The sequence below is a fragment of the Serratia sp. TMDUHS_CL genome (assembly GCF_037137105.1).
GTDB lineage: Bacteria > Pseudomonadota > Gammaproteobacteria > Enterobacterales > Enterobacteriaceae > Serratia > Serratia nevei.
Genome location: NZ_JBBBDV010000002.1, coordinates 18,837 through 37,931, shown reverse-complemented (window position 1 = coordinate 37,931; position 19,095 = coordinate 18,837). Strand labels below are relative to the sequence as shown.

The 19,095-nt window shown below is 57.8% G+C and carries 17 protein-coding genes; 10 read left to right on the top strand and 7 right to left on the bottom strand.

All coding sequences use genetic code 11. The features are described 5' to 3' along the window. Window positions 1–4 precede the first annotated feature (4 nt). Window positions 5–970, bottom strand: coding sequence for a sulfonate ABC transporter substrate-binding protein (locus WCL58_RS03970; RefSeq protein WP_197768604.1), 966 nt, complete (start codon window positions 968–970; stop codon window positions 5–7). A gap of 24 nt (window positions 971–994) precedes the next feature. Then, window positions 995–1,573, bottom strand: coding sequence for an NADPH-dependent FMN reductase (gene ssuE, locus WCL58_RS03965; protein ID WP_060440267.1), 579 nt, complete (start codon window positions 1,571–1,573; stop codon window positions 995–997). 258 nt (window positions 1,574–1,831) lie between these two features. On the opposite strand from ssuE, the gene pyrD reads away from it, so the two are divergent. Further along, window positions 1,832–2,842, top strand: coding sequence for a quinone-dependent dihydroorotate dehydrogenase (gene pyrD, locus WCL58_RS03960; protein ID WP_019454516.1), 1,011 nt, complete (start codon window positions 1,832–1,834; stop codon window positions 2,840–2,842). Window positions 2,843–3,018: 176 nt separating this feature from the next. Then, on the top strand, window positions 3,019–3,567 hold the full coding sequence (locus WCL58_RS03955) for a cell division protein ZapC (protein ID WP_004928171.1): 549 nt from the start codon (window positions 3,019–3,021) through the stop codon (window positions 3,565–3,567). Window positions 3,568–3,573: 6 nt separating this feature from the next. On the opposite strand, the gene WCL58_RS03950 is transcribed toward WCL58_RS03955, so the two are convergent. Further along, window positions 3,574–4,677 (bottom strand): YcbX family protein, encoded by a 1,104-nt coding sequence (locus WCL58_RS03950; RefSeq protein WP_197780194.1) that lies wholly within the window; start codon window positions 4,675–4,677, stop codon window positions 3,574–3,576. A 103-nt stretch (window positions 4,678–4,780) separates the two neighbouring features. Between WCL58_RS03950 and rlmKL the strand changes: the two genes are divergently transcribed. The 6 genes from rlmKL to rmf all read left to right on the top strand — a co-directional run bounded on the left by rlmKL (window position 4,781) and on the right by rmf (window position 12,838). After that, window positions 4,781–6,907 carry a bifunctional 23S rRNA (guanine(2069)-N(7))-methyltransferase RlmK/23S rRNA (guanine(2445)-N(2))-methyltransferase RlmL gene (rlmKL, locus tag WCL58_RS03945; RefSeq protein WP_336850573.1) on the top strand — a complete coding sequence of 709 codons (2,127 nt, stop codon included), beginning with the start codon at window positions 4,781–4,783 and terminating at the stop codon, window positions 6,905–6,907. Between the two features lie 5 nt (window positions 6,908–6,912). Next, window positions 6,913–8,817 carry an ABC transporter ATP-binding protein gene (locus WCL58_RS03940; RefSeq protein ID WP_070913944.1) on the top strand — a complete coding sequence of 635 codons (1,905 nt, stop codon included), beginning with the start codon at window positions 6,913–6,915 and terminating at the stop codon, window positions 8,815–8,817. A 73-nt stretch (window positions 8,818–8,890) separates the two neighbouring features. Further along, complete coding sequence (pqiA, locus tag WCL58_RS03935; RefSeq protein WP_060440265.1) at window positions 8,891–10,207, top strand: membrane integrity-associated transporter subunit PqiA; 1,317 nt, start codon at window positions 8,891–8,893, stop codon at window positions 10,205–10,207. Beyond that, entirely contained in the window at window positions 10,194–11,840 is a 1,647-nt protein-coding gene (pqiB, locus tag WCL58_RS03930; RefSeq protein ID WP_060440264.1) for an intermembrane transport protein PqiB, read from the top strand. The genes pqiA and pqiB overlap by 14 nt, the downstream gene beginning before the upstream one ends. Next, on the top strand, window positions 11,837–12,397 hold the full coding sequence (gene pqiC / locus WCL58_RS03925) for a membrane integrity-associated transporter subunit PqiC (protein ID WP_049272921.1): 561 nt from the start codon (window positions 11,837–11,839) through the stop codon (window positions 12,395–12,397). The genes pqiB and pqiC overlap by 4 nt, the downstream gene beginning before the upstream one ends. Window positions 12,398–12,667: 270 nt before the next feature. Beyond that, window positions 12,668–12,838: a ribosome modulation factor gene (gene rmf / locus WCL58_RS03920; protein WP_004928150.1), complete on the top strand. Its 171-nt coding sequence runs from the start codon at window positions 12,668–12,670 to the stop codon at window positions 12,836–12,838. A 317-nt stretch (window positions 12,839–13,155) separates the two neighbouring features. Here rmf and fabA read toward each other — a convergent pair whose 3' ends face one another. Both fabA and WCL58_RS03910 read right to left on the bottom strand, forming a co-directional pair. Then, complete coding sequence (gene fabA, locus WCL58_RS03915) at window positions 13,156–13,674, bottom strand: bifunctional 3-hydroxydecanoyl-ACP dehydratase/trans-2-decenoyl-ACP isomerase (protein WP_049200448.1); 519 nt, start codon at window positions 13,672–13,674, stop codon at window positions 13,156–13,158. A 68-nt stretch (window positions 13,675–13,742) separates the two neighbouring features. Beyond that, the gene (locus WCL58_RS03910; RefSeq protein ID WP_060419669.1) at window positions 13,743–15,491 is read right to left on the bottom strand and encodes an AAA family ATPase; all 1,749 of its coding nucleotides are present in this window, start codon (window positions 15,489–15,491) and stop codon (window positions 13,743–13,745) included. Window positions 15,492–15,701: 210 nt separating this feature from the next. Between WCL58_RS03910 and matP the strand changes: the two genes are divergently transcribed. Next, complete coding sequence (gene matP / locus WCL58_RS03905) at window positions 15,702–16,160, top strand: macrodomain Ter protein MatP (protein ID WP_019454505.1); 459 nt, start codon at window positions 15,702–15,704, stop codon at window positions 16,158–16,160. A gap of 101 nt (window positions 16,161–16,261) precedes the next feature. Here matP and ompA read toward each other — a convergent pair whose 3' ends face one another. Together ompA and sulA are read right to left on the bottom strand one after the other, a co-directional pair. Continuing rightward, on the bottom strand, window positions 16,262–17,341 hold the full coding sequence (gene ompA, locus WCL58_RS03900) for a porin OmpA (protein ID WP_336850571.1): 1,080 nt from the start codon (window positions 17,339–17,341) through the stop codon (window positions 16,262–16,264). 357 nt (window positions 17,342–17,698) lie between these two features. Further along, window positions 17,699–18,205 (bottom strand): SOS-induced cell division inhibitor SulA, encoded by a 507-nt coding sequence (gene sulA / locus WCL58_RS03895; RefSeq protein ID WP_336850568.1) that lies wholly within the window; start codon window positions 18,203–18,205, stop codon window positions 17,699–17,701. A gap of 229 nt (window positions 18,206–18,434) precedes the next feature. Here sulA and WCL58_RS03890 point away from each other — a divergent pair, with 229 nt between their 5' ends. Further along, window positions 18,435–19,091 carry a TfoX/Sxy family DNA transformation protein gene (locus WCL58_RS03890; protein WP_060419667.1) on the top strand — a complete coding sequence of 219 codons (657 nt, stop codon included), beginning with the start codon at window positions 18,435–18,437 and terminating at the stop codon, window positions 19,089–19,091. Window positions 19,092–19,095 lie beyond the last annotated feature (4 nt).

The following is a 19,095-nucleotide window of genomic DNA, read 5'->3' as shown; positions in this document are numbered from 1 at the left end:
TGAGTTATTGTGCGCTTGGGCGCCAGATGCGTTGCGAGATGTCAACCTTCACCGGCACCAGCCGGTTGGCGTAAAACAGGTCGGCGGTTTGCTGCTGCGCGGCGATCGTCCGCGCATCGAGCGGTGTGATGGCGGTCGGCGGGCGGTGATCCAGATAGCTGGCGATCACCGGTTCCGGCAGCCCCATGGCGTTAGCCAGCAGGGTCACGCTTTGCGCCCGGTCGCTGCGGGTGAGCGCATCGGCCTGGGTCAGCACCGTCAAGACCTGGCTGATAAAGGCGCCGTTGGCTTCGACATAGGGGCGCGCCGCCAGATAGAAGGAACCGGTCTGGTTCAGATCGGTGCCGTCGCCGAGCACTCGCACGCCGCCCTGCAGCAGCGCGGCGGAATAGTAAGGATCCCAGATGGCCCAGGCGTCGACGTTACCCTGCTGGAAGGCGGCGCGCGCATCGGCGGGCGTCAGATAGGCGGGCTGGATATCGGTGAACTGCAGGCCGGCCTTTTGCAGCGATCGCAGCAGCAGGTTGTGCGAGCTGGAGCCTTTCTGGAAGGCGACCTTATGGCCTTTCAGATCGGCGACGGTTTTGATCGGGCTGTTTTCCGGCACCAGGATCACTTCCGCCTTGGGTTTGGGCGGCTCAACGCCGACATACAGCAGGTCAGCGCCGGCCGCCTGCGCGAAGATCGGCGGAATATCTCCGGTGCTGCCCAGATCTATGCTGCCGACGTTCAAGGCCTCCAGCATCTGCGGGCCGGCGGGAAACTCGATCCAGCTGATGCGGGTGGCGGGGAAACGTTCCTCCAGCAGCCGGTGGCTCTTCGCCAGCACCAGGCTGACCGATCCTTTTTGGTAGCCGATGCGGAACTGCGCCGGATCCTGCGCAGCGGCGGCATTGGCCCAGACCAGCGACAGCAGGCCAGTGAGGGTAGCGGCGCTCAGCCAGCGCCGTAAAGCGATGCGTTTTTTCATTCAGGCTCTCCTTTTCCAGGCCTTTCAGGCGGTCTGACGCGCCGCCAGCGGCGAGGCGACGCGCAGCGCGGGCGGTTTGCGGCGGCCAAGCGCCAGATAAAAACTGGCCAACGCCTCTTCCAGCCGGGTAGCGACGGCGTCGGTGAGCGTGGCGCCTTCACCGGTCAGTTGGACCTGGCTGTCGTCGGCGAATACGCCGTGCAGCACTTCCTGCGCTTTCAGCGCTGCCAGCACCGGTTTGAGCGCATAGTCCACCGCCAGCATGTGGCCGATCGAACCGCCGGTTGCCAGCGGCAGCACTACCTTATGATCCAGAGCGCGTTCCGGCAGCAGATCCAGCAAGGTCTTCAGCGCGCCGGAAAACGACGCTTTATAAACCGGCGTGGAAATCAGCAGGCCGTCGGCCTGCGCCAGCTGGTCGGCAAACGCCTTGATCGCCGGGCTGTTGAAGTTGGCATACAGCAGGTCTTCGGCATCGAAGTCGTGCAGGGTATAAGCCGTCACTTCCACCCCTTGCTGCCGCAGCCAGTTCTGGCTCAGCGCGAGCAGTGCGGCGGAACGTGATGGGATGCGTGGGCTGCCGGCCAGTGATATAACGCGCATTGCCACTCCTTATAACTAAAAGTTAGGTTTAATTAGAAAATCAACAGGAAGTGTTTTAAACCTACCAGCAATCGGGCGCGTTTTTTAAATCTCATTTTTTGATTTCGATATGCGCAAAAGCGGATTGGCGCCGATTTGGCGGCGAAGCGGGAAAACGGTTGCGTAAAAACCGCTTTTTTTGCCTTTAATCAATTCCAATTGGGCGGGGGATACCGGATAATACGCCCCCGGTTTGCAACCGGGAAATCAGGAGAGTCCATGTACTACCCCCTCATCAGGAAAGCGTTGTTCCAGCTCGATCCGGAACGTGCGCACGAAGTGACCTTTCGTCAGCTCAGCCGTATTACTGGCACCCCATTAGCGTTTCTTGTCCGTCAGTCCGTGCCGACCAAACCGGTCAGCTGCATGGGGCTGTCGTTTAAAAACCCGCTGGGATTGGCCGCCGGTCTGGATAAAAATGGCGAGTGCATCGATGCGTTCGGCGCGATGGGCTTCGGCCATGTGGAAGTCGGCACCGTGACGCCGCGCCCGCAACCGGGCAACGACAAGCCGCGCTTGTTCCGCGTGGTCGAGGCGGAAGGCCTGATCAACCGCATGGGGTTCAATAACCATGGCGTGGACAATCTGGTTGAAAACGTTAAGAAATCCCATTTCGGCGGCATTCTTGGGATCAATATCGGCAAGAATAAAGACACCCCGGTCGAACAGGGCAAAGACGATTATTTGATCTGCATGGATAAAGTTTATCCGTATGCCGGTTATATCGCGATTAACATCTCTTCACCGAATACGCCGGGGTTACGATCCTTACAGTATGGCGAAGCGCTGGACGATCTTTTGGCGGCGATTAAAAATAAGCAGCAGGAATTACATGCGCGCCATCACAAATATGTGCCGGTGGCGGTAAAGATCGCGCCGGATCTTTCAGAAGAAGAATTGATCCAAATTGCCGATAGCCTGGTGCGGCATAATATCGATGGCGTGATCGCCACCAATACCACGTTGGATCGAAAATTGATCCAGGGGCTGAATTACTGCGAACAAGCGGGCGGGTTAAGTGGGCGTCCGTTGCAATCACGCAGCACCGAAGTGATCCGTCGTCTCTCCACCGAACTGCAAGGGCGCCTGCCGATTATCGGCGTGGGCGGCATCGATTCGCTGACGGCGGCGCGCGAAAAAATGGAGGCCGGCGCGAGCCTGCTGCAAATTTATTCCGGATTTATCTATCATGGCCCACGTTTGATTAAAGATATCGTTACCCATATCTAATATTTTTCCTCTCATTTTATTCCGGGGGTTTATTTCTGCCCCCGGCTCGTCTATATTTTGTTCGTTAGCATAAATATCGTTCGCGGAATTATCCGATGTTTAAGCTATTTTATCGGTGATAAAATCGCCTTTTAGGGTGAGTGCAGCGTTGGCATAGGCAGCGAGAAGGATACGAAATGAAGATAAAACCTGACGATAATTGGCGTTGGTATTTTGATGCCGAACACGATCGGCTAATGCTGGATTTAGCTAATGGTATGATCTTTCGTTCACGTTTCCCGGCCAAAATGTTAACGCCGGACGCCTTCGATGAATGCGCTTTTTGCGTGGACGACGCTGCCCTTTATTTCACCTATGAAGAACAGTGCAAACAGGTCAAACTCAGCCATGAGCAGCGCGCCGAGCTGGTGTTGAATGCGCTGGTCGCCTACCGTTTCCTGAAACCGCTGATGCCGAAGAGCTGGCATTTCTCGCAGCAGCATTACCCGTTGCAGCCGAAAAACGGCGAGCTGGCGGCGGTGAAAGTGATGGAAAGCGGCGCGGAAGCGCGCCTGCTGGTGGTAGAGGCCGGGGATAACGCCAGCCTGTGCCTGCTGGCGCAAAATCAGCTGACGGTCGCCGGCCGCACCATGGTATTGGGCGATGCCATCAAGGTGATGCACGATCGGTTGAAACCCTGTGCGCAGGATGAAAGCGCCGCCCCGGCTTACGACAGGGCGGTATAAGGCGGATTACGCCAGGGTCAAATCACTTTTCGGGATGCAGCTGCAGCACAGGATGGTGCCGTTGTCGCCCAGCGCGCTTTTCTTCAGGGGCGCGACTTCACCGCTCAGCAACGTAATGCGGCAACTGCCGCAAATCCCGGCACGGCAGGAGTAAGGTACGCGGATGCCTTGCTGTTCCAGCTGCTCGAGCAAGATCTGCTGGTTATTGCCGGTAAACACCTTTCCTTCGTATTCGATAGTGACGCTGTGCTCGCTGTCTTGCGGCGCTTGCACGCTCTCCACCACTTTCCCGGCGCCATAAGGGCGCGGCGGCTTGGTCGACAGAACTTCCACCGTATCGCCCACGCGAATGATGCCGCTGTTACGCGCGATCATATTCTGGCCAAAATCGATGTCGCCGTTGTCGGCGGAACGGAATTTTTGCAGCGTGCTCAGCGGTTCGCCGCTCGGGTGCTTGCGGCCGCGCTCGGTGCTGACGGTGGTGAGCACGCAGCGGCTGCAGGGTTTCACCAGATCGAACATGACGTCGCCGACGCGGATCACCTGCCAGCCGTCCTCGGCCCAGGCGGTTGCGCCGCTCACCACCAGATTGGGGCGGAACTGCTCCAGCTTGATGCTGCCGGGGCAACGCTGCTGCAGATCGTTGAACGAAGCCTGGTTAATCAGCAGATAAGGATAGCCGTCGGCAAACGTCAGCGGGATTTCGGGGTGCTTTTTCACTCGGCGGGTCAACTCCGGCCCCAGCCAGCGCAGCTGCACGTCACGCTGGAAATAGCCGCTCAGCCAGCGGTTGATCTCATCCGGCGCGATCAGCGCGGTGAAATGGTTGCCCCATACCTCGGTCGGCTGCGGCGCGGCGGCGAAGTCGCTGAAGCGAATGGCGGCGTTTTCGCCGTCCGGCGCGGTCAGGAATAGCCCGTCCGGCAGCAGCGCCGGCGTGAACAGCACCATCTGCGGGTATTGGCGCGCGGTAATAAAGGTGCCATCCGGCTCGGTGATCATAAAGTTGCGGTCGAAGGCCAGACCGCTGCTGCCGACCTGGGCGTAAGAAAGCTGCAGACCGCGCAGTGATTTAACCGGATGGACGTAGAGTCTGGAAAGCGTGATCACCCTTATCTCCGTGCGATTATTAAATAGAAGGGAGCAACTTTATGACAAGCGGTGCGGATTAGCTATAATGCGCAACAATTTTCTTTTTGGTGATAAGCACGATATGAACTCTCTGTTTGCCAGCACGGCGCGTGGATTGGAAGAACTGTTAAAAAGCGAGCTGGAAGCGCTTGGCGCTCACGACTGCAAAGTGGTGCAGGGTGGGGTACATTTTCAGGGTGACGATCGTCTTCTGTACCAAAGCCTGCTGTGGAGCCGCCTGGCTTCGCGCATTCTGTTGCCGCTGAACGAATTCCGCGTGCACAGCGATCTGGATCTGTACCTCGGGGTGCAGGCGATCGACTGGCCGAGCATTTTTGGCGTGGATAAAACCTTTGCCGTGCATTTCAGCGGCGTGAACGAAGAGATCCGCAATAGCCAGTACGGCGCGCTGAAGGTGAAAGACGCCATCGTCGACAGCTTTACCCGCAAACTTGACCAACGCCCGACGGTCGCCAAGCAGCAGCCGGATATTCGCGTTAACGTCTTCCTGCAGCGCGATATGGCCAGCGTGGCGCTCGATCTGAGCGGTGAAGGCCTGCATCAGCGCGGTTACCGCGATCTCACCGGCCAGGCGCCGCTGAAGGAAAACCTGGCGGCCGCCATCGTGCTGCGTTCCGGCTGGCAGCCGGGCACGCCGATGCTCGATCCGATGTGCGGCTCCGGCACGCTCTTGATCGAAGCGGCAATGATCGCTGCCGATCGCGCGCCGGGCCTGCACCGCCAACACTGGGGCTTCAGCGCCTGGAACGGCCACAACGCCGAACTGTGGCGTGAAGTCACCACCGAAGCGCAGGTGCGCACACGCCGCGGCCTGCAGGAAACCGCCTCTCGCTTCTTCGGCTCCGATATCGATCGTCGGGTGATTGAAATGGCGCGCGGCAACGCCCGCCGCGCCGGCGTCGCCGAGCTGATCACCTTCAACGTCGGCGACGTGGCGCGCTTGACCAATCCGCTGCCGGAAGGCCCGCACGGCACCGTGATCAGCAACCCGCCGTACGGTGAGCGTCTGGAAAGCGAACCGGCGCTGATCGCGCTGCACAACATGCTGGGCCGCGTGATGAAAAGCGCCTTCGGCGGCTGGCAGCTTTCGCTGTTCAGCGCCTCGCCGGAGCTGTTGAGCTGCCTGCAGCTGCGCGCCGAGCGCCAGTTCAAGGCGAAAAACGGCCCGCTGGAGTGCGTGCAGAAAAACTATCAGCTGGCGGCGAACCCGGCCGGCGCCACTACCGGCGGCGTGCAGGTGGCGGAAGATTTCGCCAACCGTCTGCGCAAGAACTTGAAGAAGCTCGACAAGTGGGCGAAACAGCAGGGCATTGAATGCTACCGCCTGTACGATGCCGATCTGCCAGAATACAACGTCGCGGTGGACCGCTACGGCAGCAAGGTGGTGGTGCAGGAGTATGCGCCGCCGAAAACCGTCGATGCGCAAAAAGCGCGTCAGCGCCTGTTCGATGTGATCAACGCGACGCTGGCGGTGCTGGAATTGCCGTCGAATCAGCTGATCCTGAAAACCCGCGAGCGGCAGAAGGGTAAGAACCAGTACGAGAAACTGGCGCAGAAAGGCGAATTCCTGCTGGTGGAAGAGTATAACGCCAAGCTGTGGGTCAACCTAACCGACTATCTCGATACCGGCCTGTTCCTCGATCACCGCATCGCGCGCCGCATGCTGGGCGAGATGAGCAACGGCAAGGACTTCCTCAACCTGTTCGCCTATACCGGCACCGCCAGCGTGCACGCCGGGCTGGGCGGCGCGCGCAGCACCACCACGGTGGACATGTCGCGTACCTATCTGGAATGGGCGGAGAAGAACCTGCGCGCCAACGGCCTGACCGGCCGTCAGCATCGGTTGATCCAGGCCGACTGCCTGTCGTGGCTGAGCAACGCCAACGAACAGTTCGACGTGATCTTCATCGATCCGCCGACGTTCTCCAACTCCAAGCGGATGGAGAACACTTTTGACGTGCAGCGCGATCATCTGGCGCTGATGAAAGATTTGAAACGGTTGCTGCGCCGTAACGGAACCATCATGTTCTCGAACAACAAGCGCGGTTTCCAAATGGATATGGCAGGGCTGAGCGCGCTGGGCCTGCAGGCGAAAGAGATCACCGCCAAGACGCTGTCGCAGGACTTTGCCCGTAACCGTCAGATCCACAACTGCTGGCTGGTGACTCACGCCGGCGAAGGAAAATAATTACTATGTCGTTAATCAGCATGTCCGGCGCCTGGCTCTCTTTCAGCGATGCGCCGCTTTTAGACAACACCGAAATTCATATCGAAGACAACGAGCGCGTGTGTCTGGTCGGGCGCAACGGCGCCGGTAAGTCCACGCTGCTGAAGATCCTTGGCAAAGAGATCCCGCTGGACGACGGCCGGGTGATCTACGAACAGGATCTGATCGTGGCGCGCCTGCAACAGGATCCGCCGCGCAATATCGGCGGCAGCGTGTTCGACTTCGTGGCCGAAGGCGTCGCGGAGCAGGCGGAACACCTGAAGGCGTATCATGCGATTTCCCACCTGGTGGAGAGCGATCCGAGCGAGAAAAACCTGGCGCGCATGGCGCAAATCATGGAGATCCTCGACCACCAGGGGCTCTGGCAGCTTGACAGCCGCATCAGCGAAGTGCTGCTGCAGCTGGGGCTGAACGGCGACGCCGAGCTTTCCTCGCTGTCCGGCGGCTGGCTGCGTAAAGCGGCGCTGGGCCGCGCGCTGGTGAGCTCGCCGCGCGTGCTGCTGCTCGACGAACCGACCAACCACCTGGATATCGAAACCATCGACTGGCTGGAAGGCTTCCTGAAAGAGTTTGACGGCAGCATCGTCTTCATCTCGCACGACCGTTCGTTTATCCGCAACATGGCGACGCGCATCGTCGATCTGGATCGTGGCAAGCTGGTTTCCTGGCCGGGCAACTACGATCTGTATCTGCAGAGCAAAGAAGAAGCGCTGCGGGTGGAAGAGCTGCAAAACGCCGAGTTCGATCGCAAGCTGGCGCAGGAAGAGGTCTGGATCCGTCAGGGCATCAAAGCGCGCCGTACCCGTAACGAGGGGCGCGTGCGCGCGCTGAAGGCGCTGCGCGTCGAGCGTTCAGAGCGCCGTGAAGTGATGGGCACCGCCAAGATGCAGGTGGAAGAGGCGACCCGCTCCGGCAAAATCGTATTCGAGCTGGAAGACGTCAACTATCAGGTCGGCGAAAAAGTGCTGGTGCGCGGTTTCTCCGCTCAGGTACAGCGCGGTGACAAGATTGCGCTGGTGGGGCCGAACGGCTGTGGCAAAACTACGCTGCTGAAACTGATGCTCGGTCAGCTGAAAGCCGACAGCGGCCGCGTGCACTGCGGCACCAAGCTGGAAGTGGCTTACTTCGACCAGCACCGCGCGGATCTCGATCCGGAGCGCACGGTGATGGACAACCTGGCGGAGGGCAAGCAGGAAGTGATGGTCAACGGCCGTCCTCGTCACGTCTTGGGCTACCTGCAGGACTTCCTGTTCCACCCGAAACGTGCGATGACGCCGGTGAAGGCACTTTCGGGCGGTGAGCGTAACCGCCTGCTGTTGGCTAAGCTGTTTCTGAAACCGAGCAATCTGCTGATCCTCGATGAACCAACCAACGATCTCGACGTCGAAACGCTGGAGCTGCTGGAAGAGCTGATCGACGGCTATCAGGGCACCGTGCTGCTGGTCAGCCACGATCGCCAGTTCGTCGACAACTCGGTGACCGAGTGCTGGATCTTTGAAGGCAACGGCGTGATCAACGCCTTCGTCGGCGGCTATTACGATGCGCATCATCAGCGCGCCACGGCGAAACCGATTCGTCAGGCGGCGCCGAGCGCGAGCAAACCGGCGGCGGAGAAAAAGGCCGAACAGCCGAAGAAAGCGGCGGCCAAGCTGAGTTACAACCTGCTGCGCGAACTGGAACAGTTGCCACAGCGGCTCGAACAGCTGGAGGCAGAAATCGAAGCGCTGCAGGCGCAGATGAGCGATGCCGACTTCTTCACGCGGCCGCACAGCGAAACGCAAGAAGTGCTGACGGCGCTGGCTAACGCAGAGCAGGAGCTCGAGCAGGCCTTCACCCGTTGGGAAGAGCTGGAAGCGATGAAAAACGGCTGACCGTTGCGATACCGCCCGCGCGCTGCTGCGGGCGGTATCGACGTGCCGGTGAGCAACGTTATTGAGGAGGAATATGGTGTGTTCCCACAACAATCATCAGCAGCATAGTCATTCCGTACCTTCGGCGGAGCACCAGGATAACCTGATGCTGTGCCCGCAGTGCGACATGCTGGTGGCGCTACCGCCGCTGGCCTATGGCAGCAAAGCGGTATGCCCGCGCTGCAAAACCACGCTCAGCGTCCGCTGGGACGAACCGCGCAAGCGGCCGATCGGTTACGCGCTCAGTGCCTTGTTCATGCTGGTGCTGGCCAACATTTTCCCGTTTATCAACATGCGCGTCGCCGGCCTCGGCAACGAAATCCGGCTGATTCAAATCCCGGAGGTCATGGTGGCGGAAGATTACGCCAGTATGGCCACCTTGTTTATGGTGTTCGTGCAGCTGATCCCGGCGTTTTGCATGGTGGCGATCGTTCTGCTGTGCGCCAAAGTGCGCTTGCCGCTGGGGCTCAAAGAGTGGATGGCCCGGGTGCTGTTCCAGTTCAAAACCTGGTGCATGGTGGAAATTTTCCTCGCCGGGGTGCTGGTCAGCTTCGTCAAGCTAATGGCCTACGGCGATATCGGCATCGGCAGCAGCTTCGTGCCTTATTGCCTGTTCTGCCTGCTGCAGGTGCGCGCCTTCCAGTGCGTGGATCGGCGCTGGCTGTGGCAGGACATCGAACCGGCGCCGCGTCTCGATCGTCCGCTGACGGTGGGGCGCACCGGCATGCGCCAGGGCGTGCGCTCCTGCGCCTGCTGCACGGCGATCCTGCCGGCCAATCAGGTACGCTGCCCGCGCTGCCACACCAACGGCTACGTGCGCCGCCGCCACAGCCTGCAGTGGACGCTGGCGCTGCTGGTGACCTCCATCATGCTGTATATCCCGGCCAACCTGATGCCGATCATGGTGACCGAGGCGCTGGGCAACAAGATGAACTCCACCATCATGGCGGGGGTTATCCTGCTGTGGGGGGACGGCTCTTATCCGGTGGCGATGGTGATTTTCATCGCCAGTATCATGGTGCCGTCGCTGAAAATGCTGGCGATCGGCTGGCTGTGCTGGGATGCCAACGGCAGGAAGAAGCCGCGTGCCGACAGCGAGCGGATGCACCTGATTTATGAAGTGGTCGAGTTCGTTGGCCGCTGGTCAATGATCGACGTATTTGTGATCGCCGTATTGTCGGCGCTGGTGCGAATGGGGCAGTTGATGAGCATTTATCCTGCGACGGGCGCCGTGCTGTTCGCGCTGGTGGTGATCCTCACCATGTTCGCCGCCATGACATTTGATCCCCGGCTGACCTGGGATCGCGCAAGTGAAACAATCAACAAGGAGCCGCAAGGTGACGGAAAATAATCATAGCGTCGCAGACGTTGAGAAGATCAAACGCTGGTCGCCGGTGTGGATCATTCCCATCGTGACCGCGCTGATCGGCGCCTGGATCCTGTTTTACCACTTCAGCCATCAGGGGCCGGTGGTGACGCTGGTCACCACGACGGCGGAAGGGCTGGAAGCGGGTAAAACCAAAATCAAAAGCCGCAGCGTGGACGTCGGCGTGGTGGAAACCGTCACGCTGAGCGATGATCTGAGCAAGGTGATGGTGCAAGCGCGTCTCAATTCCGGTATGGAGAAATTGCTGCGTCAGGACTCCGCCTTCTGGGTGGTGAAGCCGCAGATCGGCCGTGAAGGCGTCTCCGGGTTGGGCACGCTGCTGTCCGGCGCCTATATCGAACTGCAGCCGGGCAGCAAGGGCAAAGACGGCAAAGACAACTATCAGCTGCTCGACGCGCCGCCGCTGGCCTCCCCGGACGCCAAGGGGCTGCGCATCGTGCTGGACAGCGAGAAATCGGGCCAGCTCAACGCCGGCGATCCGGTGCTGTTCCGCGGCTATCGCGTCGGGTCGGTGGAAACCAGCTACTTCGATCCTAAAGAACGCGCCATGCGCTATCAGCTGTTCATCACCGCGCCTTACGACCAACTGGTCACCACCAACGTGCGCTTCTGGAAAGACAGCGGCGTGGCGTTCGACATGTCGGCGCAAGGGATGCGGGTGGAGATGGGATCGCTGACTACCCTGTTCAGCGGCGGCGTCAGCTTCGACGTACCGGACGGCTGGGATCGCGGTGAACTGGCGAAAGAGAAGGCGGAGTACCAGCTGTTCGACAACCAGCGCAGCACGCAGGATTCGCTGTATACCGTGCATAAGGACTACCTGCTGTTCTTCTCCGATTCGGTACGCGGCCTGCAGCCGGGCGCCCCGGTCGAGTTCCGCGGCATCCGCCTGGGCACGGTGGCTCAGGTGCCATTCTATAAAGAGGGCATGGCGCAACGCCTGGATAACGACTACCGCATTCCGGTGCTGATCCGCATCGAGCCGGATCGCTTCCAGAAACAGCTGGGCGGTAATTTCGATATCGAAGGGCATTTGAAGGACGCGGAATCGCGCGGTATGCGCGCCTCGATGAAGTCCGCCAACCTGCTGACCGGTTCGCTGTATATCGATCTCGACTTCTATCCGCAGGAGAAACCGTGGAAAGGGCCGCGCGAACTGTTCGGTTATCCGCTGATGCCGACCACCAGCGGCGGGCTGGCGCAGATCCAGCAGAAACTGATGCAGACGCTGGACAAGATCAACGCGATGCCGATCAATCCGATGATCAACGAAGCGACCAAGACGCTGGCGGAAAGTCAGAAAACCATGAAGTCGACGCAGCAGACCATGAAGTCGTTGAACGACATCATCGCCAGCAAAGAGATGCAGGCGCTGCCGCAGGACATGCAGAAAACGCTGCTGGAGCTGAACCGCAGCATGAAAGGGTTCCAGCCTGGTTCACCGGCTTACAACAAGATGGTGGGCGATATGCAGCGCCTCGACCAGGTGTTGCGTGAGCTGCAACCGGTGCTGCGCACCCTGAATGAGAAGAGCAACGCGCTGGTGTTTGAAGCCGCCGGCAGCACTGACCCTCAGCCGAAGAAGGCCACGAAATGATGAAATGGATCCCGGTAGCCCTGGCGCTGTTGCTCAGCGCCTGCAGCAGTTCGCCACAGAAGACCTACTATCAGTTGCCGGCGCTGGGGGCGCCGGCCGCTGCCAGCAGCAGCGGCGCTTCCACGCGCCAGCTGTGGCTGGAGCACGTGAGCGTGGCGGATTATCTGGCGCAGAGCGGCGTGGTGTATCAAACCAACGACGTACAGTATGTGATAGCCCAGAACAACCTGTGGGCCAGCCCGCTCGACCAGCAGCTGCAGCAAACGCTGGTCACCAACCTGAGCAGCGCGCTGCCGGGCTGGGTGGTTTCTTCGCAACCGATGAGCAGCGATCAGGATGTGCTGAACGTGACCATCAGCGGTTTCCATGGCCGCTTTGACGGCAAGGCGATCGTTCGCGGCGAGTGGGTGCTGAACCGCCAGGGGCGCTTGATCAAACGGCCTTTCAGCCTGGAGTTGAAACAGGGTGAGGACGGCTATGATGCCCTGGTGCGCACGCTGGCGCAGGGCTGGCAGCAGGAAGCCCAGGCTATCGCAGCACAGATGGGCGGCATTTAGTCATAATTTGGTCTAAAATCGTCTAATCCCTGTCAGCGTGAAAAGTCTTTTTTTCTCCCTGGCAGGGATTTCTTTTTCATTTCAAAAAGTTAAACCCTTTCCCGGCAGATCAGCCACTTAGCACTTTCCTCGGGCGTAGCTCACAAATATGACATTGGCGTGAATTTTGCGCATTGATCTTCTCTTCTTTTAGCGCTATTGATAACTCGTGGCTGCGCAAAAAGCAGCCATTGTTTTCTTTCCACCAGACCAAAATGAGGGAAACGAGGCATGAAGAGACAGAAACGCGATCGTCTGGAAAGGGCGCATTCGAGAGGGTATCAGGCAGGTATTTTAGGGCGTTCCAGGGAACATTGTCCCTACCAATCATCAGTGGACGCCCGGTCTCAATGGCTGGGAGGTTGGCGAGAAGCCATGGAAGACAGGGCTGTGACCGCTTAAGCGGCTCCCTGTCAAATAAAAGGAATAACCTCCGCCCTTTGGCGGAGGTTTTTGTTTGTGGCCTCTGAGGTGGCATCACCCAGGGCGTTCTCAGTGGGGTTATTGCTTCGCGCTGGCCTGACGAGGAGCGAGAAAGCGTGATTCGTATAGACGAGGCACGCTTTAGGCGCTCTGGCGGTGGGTAAACAGGAGATCCTTAAAGGGAGGGCGGAGGCGGTGCAAGGCATTGAGGGATAAAAGAAATGCCGCCACGAGAGACGTGACGGCATGCGCGATCGTTGGAAAAGAAGGCGGTGGCCGTCTTCTCGTCAGCGTGATTAGAACGCTGCGGTATCCTTGAACAGGCCCACTTTCAGATCGGTAGCGGTATAGATCACTTCGCCGTCAACCAGCACTTCGCCATCGGCGACGCCCATGATCAGCTTGCGGGTGATAACGCGCTTGAAGTTAATGCGGTAAGTCACCTTCTTGGCGGTTGGCAGCACCTGGCCGGTGAACTTGACTTCACCGACGCCCAGCGCGCGGCCTTTGCCTTCGCCGCCCAGCCAACCGAGGTAGAAACCGACCAACTGCCACATGGCATCCAGGCCCAGGCAACCCGGCATGACCGGATCGCCGATAAAGTGGCAACCGAAGAACCATAGGTCCGGATTAATATCCAGCTCCGCTTCCACATAACCTTTGTTGTGAGTCCCGCCGTCTTCGCTCATTTTGACCACGCGGTCCATCATCAACATGTTACCTGCCGGCAACGGTGGGCCACCGGCGCCGAACAGCTCGCCACGGCCGGATGCTTCGAGGTCTTCTTTCGTATAGGAATCGCGTTTATCTACCATGTTCTCAGTAAGCCTTATTTTAATGAAGGACGCAGGTTAGCTAACACGTGTACGCTGAACAAGTCCGATCAGCCGTGGTTGAACCAGTTGAGCCAGCGCAGCGGCCATGGACGACGGCGTTCCTGCAGGCTCACCTGCGCAATCCGTTCCTGAATGGCCGCCAACAAATTCGGCTGTTGTTCATCAGAGTAGAGGCAACCTGTAAGCAAAGGCAAGGCTTCCGCCGCGCTCTCTACCGCCCACAGATGGAATTGCCCCTCGCGTACCGCGTCGACGACATCTTGACGCAGGCACAGGTGGCGCACGTTGGTCACGGGCAATACGACGCCCTGTTTGCCCGTCAGGCCGCGGCGTAAACAAACTTCGAAGAAACCTTCGACCTTTTCGTTAACGCCGCCTATCGGCTGTACGTTGCCGAATTGGTCGACGGAGCCGGTGACGGCGATCTGCTGTGTGATTGGCTGCTGCGACAGAGCGCTGACCAAGGCGCACAGCTCGGCGAGCGAGGCGCTGTCGCCGTCCACTTCACCGTAAGATTGTTCAAAGACGATGGAAGCGGAGAAGGGCAACTGCTGATCCAAATCCAGTTCGGCGATAAGGAACGCCTGCATGATCATCATGCCTTTAGCATGCAGGTTGCCGCCCAGCTCGGCTTTGCGCTCGACGTCGGTAAACTCGCCGTCGCCAAGATGCACGACGCAACTGATGCGCGAGGGCTCGCCGAAGCTGCGCGGATGGCCGGGATAATCCAGGACTGACAGGCCGTTAATCTGCCCGATCACTTCACCCTCGGTCTCAATCAGGATCTGACCCAGCTCAATCTCATCCTGCATACGCTCGGCCAGATAGCTTTCGCGCCATTCGCGGGCATTCAACGCTGCCTCAAACGCTTTGGCGGTAATGCGCTCCTCTTCGGCATACAGTGCAGCCTCGGACAGCTGCTGGCCAAGCCAAACCGGCGAGAGTGGCAGGATGCCCTGATCGCCGGTGTAACGCACAGCCTGGACGATCAGCGGCGACCAGGCGTCGGCCGCTAACATCGGCAACTGCCGATCGGCAATCACGCCGTTGACGTAGCCGCACCACTGCGCCATATCATCGACTTCGGTCAGCTGCAGATCGTCTTCGTATTCGCCGTAGACCGCTTGTTCGCTCAGTTCCGGCTCGATATCGTGGAAATCGGCCAGGCCGTGACGGTCGCCGACCACAATCAGCCGCAGGTCCAGCGGCATCGGTGGAATGGCTACCGGCAGCGGGCGGGTTTCGTCTGGCGAAACCCAATGGAACTGGCGCTGGCCGATCATCTGCTTCAGCCGCAGCCATAGCAATGGCTGAGCCAGCAGCGCCCGAGCCGACAGGATCAGGACGCCGCCGTTGGCCTGGTGCACCAGACCCGGTTGCAGGGTAATGTCGCCATTGTGGATCCGTACGCAACCAAACAGCTGCTCCGGTTCAATCCACTCCTGGAACAGACAAGCACCGCCGGCGGCGAAAGGCTCATCGCCACGGCTGGCCGGCTCTATGCTGACCTTGCCATCCTGAATGGCATAGTGGCTGCCGCGGCATGCCGTATTCTTAGCCAGCAGTGGTGTGACGGCGTGAGCGATCAGTTCCAGGTACTCTCGCGTTTCTTGCGCTTTCAACAGCATGAAACGCGGTGGCGATTGAGGGTGGCAAAATAGCGTCAGGGCATTTTCCAGCCGAGGCTGAATGGCGGAAAAGGGCACGGGTGCCAACTGAGCGGCGGTATCAAATATCGCCTGATAAGGCGTTACGTCCGGCAATAAAGATTGCCATTCAAGTCGGTTATTGGTCAAAGTGTTAGATGCAATCGTTAAAAAGGGAAAGGGCGATTATACAAGAATAACGGCGGCTTGATACATGTGGAGTGCCAGTTGGCATCAGGGAGTTTGACATCGCGCGATGACTGTGCAAAAAACAGTCTAAAAGACGGCTTAATTGCCGGGGAAATTCGGCGCAAAGCTGTTATGCTTATTTGAAGTTACGCGGTCACTGAAGAGCTCAAGATGAAATATCAGCAACTGGAAAATCTGGAGAGCGGTTGGAAATGGAAGTACCTGGTGAAGAAGCACCGGGAAGGGGAACTTATTACCCGCTACATTGAAAACAGCGCTGCTCAGGAGGCGGTTAACGAGCTGCTGAAGCTGGAAAATGAGCCGGTAAAGGTACTTGCATGGATTGCCGCTCATATGAATCCGGAGCTGGATAACCGGATGAAGCAAACGATCCGCGCCCGCCGCAAACGTCATTTTAACGCAGAACACCAGCATACGCGTAAAAAATCTATCGATCTGGAGTTTTTGGTTTGGCAACGCTTAGCTGCCCTGGCGCGCCGTCGTGGCGTCACGCTGTCGGAAACGGTTGTGCAGCTTATCGAAGATGCTGAGCGCAAAGAGAAGTATGCGAATCAGATGTCGTCGTTGAAAGAAGATTTGAAGGCGATTCTCGGTAAAGAACCTAAGTAAACGGGGCAGAGCGCCTTAGTTACACTGGGTCTTGAATGTTCTGATAACAGCAGGACGAAAAAAAACCCCGCAATGCGGGGTTTTTTATTAGGCGAGTAAACTTAGCCCTGAGGCTGAGTTACAACGTCTTTGATACCTTTAACTTCGATCTCTACGCGACGATCTGGTGCCAGGCAGTCGATCTGAGCTTTGGTAGCGCGGCCAGCTTTGTAGCCACAGGTGTTGCCAGTAACTGGATCAGCTTTGCCCATGCCACGTGCAGAGATTTTGTCTGACGGGATGCCTTTGGAGACCAGGTAGTCAACAACGCTTTGTGCGCGTTTTTCAGACAGTTTCTGGTTGTACTGAGCAGAACCAACGGCGTCGGTGTAACCCAGAACAACTACGGAACCGTCTTTAGGATCCATGGAGCTCAGCTGGGTGTACAGCTGATCCAGAGCCTGCTGACCTTGTGGCTTCAGAGTTGCTTTGTTGAAGTTGAACAGCACGTCAGACTTCAGAGTGAAACGCTTGGTTTCAACAACTGGAGCCGGAGCTGGAGCTGGAGCAACTGGAGCAACTACGTCATCCTGACCGAAGCGGTAAGAAACGCCCAGGCTCAGCATGGTGTTGTCTGGACGTGCGCCAACGGTACCTGCGTCACCGATGTTGCTTACGAACTGGTAGTCCAGGCGGGTAGCCCAGTTTTTGGTCAGTGCGTATTCAACACCAACAGCAGCCAGCGGAGAAACGCCGGTGTCGTGGTCGCTCAGGCGAGTGCCGTTGCCGTAGTTAGCTTTGGAGTCTGCACGCCATACCATACCACCCAGACGAGTGTAGATGTCCAGATCGTCAGCAATTGGGTAGCTCAGTTTAGCAGCCAGTTGAACGCCCTGCGCTTTGAAAGCACCGTTGTTCACGCTGCTTTTGTAAGGCATACGGCCGAGCCAGTCATAGCCCAGTTCGAAGCCCAGGTATTGGTTTGCCTGGTAGCCCAGGAACGCGCCGGCACCCAGCTGATCTTTGTGGGTTGGGCCGTTGCCGATACCGTTCTGGTAACCGTTACCGTAGAAACCAGTGTCGTGGTACTGGGACCAGCCCAGTTTAGCACCGGTGTACCAGGTGTTATCTTTTGGAGCGGCTTGCGCTACGGTAGCGAAACCTGCCAGTGCCACTGCTAATGCGATAGCTGTCTTTTTCATTTTGCGCCTCGTTATCATCCAAATAGGCAATGAGCTTTAAAGCTGTTTTAAGCCCTTGGTTAAATTCCTTCGCCAAGGTTTAAGCCCTCGTTTGTTACTCGCCAGTTTTTCTGACGTTATAGAGCAACCTTGGCGATGTAAAGTCTACAACGTGGCGCGAAAGTTACAAGTGTGATGTGATAAGGCTCTAAAAAAAAACGCGGAATCGTACATATTTGCTAACATTCTTAGCCTAAAAAAACGGCGATTCATCGGGCGTTTTTGCTTGGCAAACCGCAGCCGGACTAGCTTTGTGCCTTATCCCGCAAAGGTTCCCTCTACGGAGTGCGAAAATGATGGGAAAAATCCTAAATTTACTTAATGATACAAAGAAGAGTGAATTTTTAGGGTGGAACAGTGTCGGTGAGTCGGGTCAATGTCACGTTGAGGACGCATGATAAACCCGTAGGCATTACCCAATTCTGCCGCACGTCTTAATTTTAGACGATCCTCTTCCGTTAGCTCGGGCAACCAGCCGAGAACCACGCTGTAGTTCCCCGTTTGCAGCGCTTTTTCCATTGCCTCAACCGTATTCACCGGGCTGATTTGGCTCAACTGCACCATTTTATCCACCGGCAGGCCGGATTGCTGCAGCCATTGCTTGCTTAACTTTTGCTGCGGCGTCAGCCACAGAAGCCAGCGAGACTGCTTGCCCAGTTGCTGCAGCAGGGGCAACAGCAGTTGAGCCACTGCGGGCTGGCGCTCGTTGTAAACAAGTTCACTGATCAAGCCATTCTCTTTGCCGACATTTGTGTTCTTCGCAACGCTGTTCGCGGTAAAAGAGCCATGGCTAAAATGAGGTTGGTAGAGTGATTGAGTACGCATAAAGTTCCCGCCCGTCGTGTTACTGTATGTTTATACAGTATCCCTGATTTCGGATAAGATCAACCCAAATTTTCGTAGCGGCTCGCATAATTGCGATCATTTTTTGTACCGGTGTTTTTTGTGATTGGCATGCAGACGGATAGTGCGTATTTTTCTAATTAGTTGTTCACGTTACTTTTTTCATTGATGAGAGAAATAATACGACCGGAACCTAAAAAGGAGGAACGCTATGAAAAGGATGTCGACGAGAAGAATCACGCAGGCTAAAAGTTGCTTCGCGGCGCTGGGCACCATCACCACGCGGTCACAGTTTGGCGGCTATGGGCTGTTGGCTGAGGGGGTGATGTTTGCAGTGATAGCGGAAGGCGAGCTGTATTTGCGGGCTACGGCGAGCATGGAACCGGCCTTTCGCGCTCGGGGCATGGTCAATATGGTCTATTCCAAGCGCGGAGTGCCCATCACTTTGCGCTATTACTGGGTTGACGAGTCCCTGTGGCGGGAACGTAACGAATTGGTGGGGCTGGCTTGGCAAGCTGTCAGGGAGGCCCGTCGGGAACAGCGGCTCAAGGCCGGCGACCACGGCAGATTGAAGGCGCTGCCGAATATAGATGTCAATATGGAGCGGCTGTTGTGGCGAGCGGGTATCCGCAACGCCTATGACCTGCGGTTGCAGGGCGCGAAACGCAGCTATCTTAGCCTGCTGCAACAACAGACCAATCTGGGATTGCGAGTCCTGTTGTCGCTGGGCGGTGCGATAGCCGGTTATCATCAGGCGGCATTACCGGCTGAATTGCATAACGAATTGGTGCGCTGGTTCGATCATATGATGGCGATGCGCCGCCATGGACATGAGCCGGTGATTCAGGGCCCGTCGAGCGGGCCCTGAATAA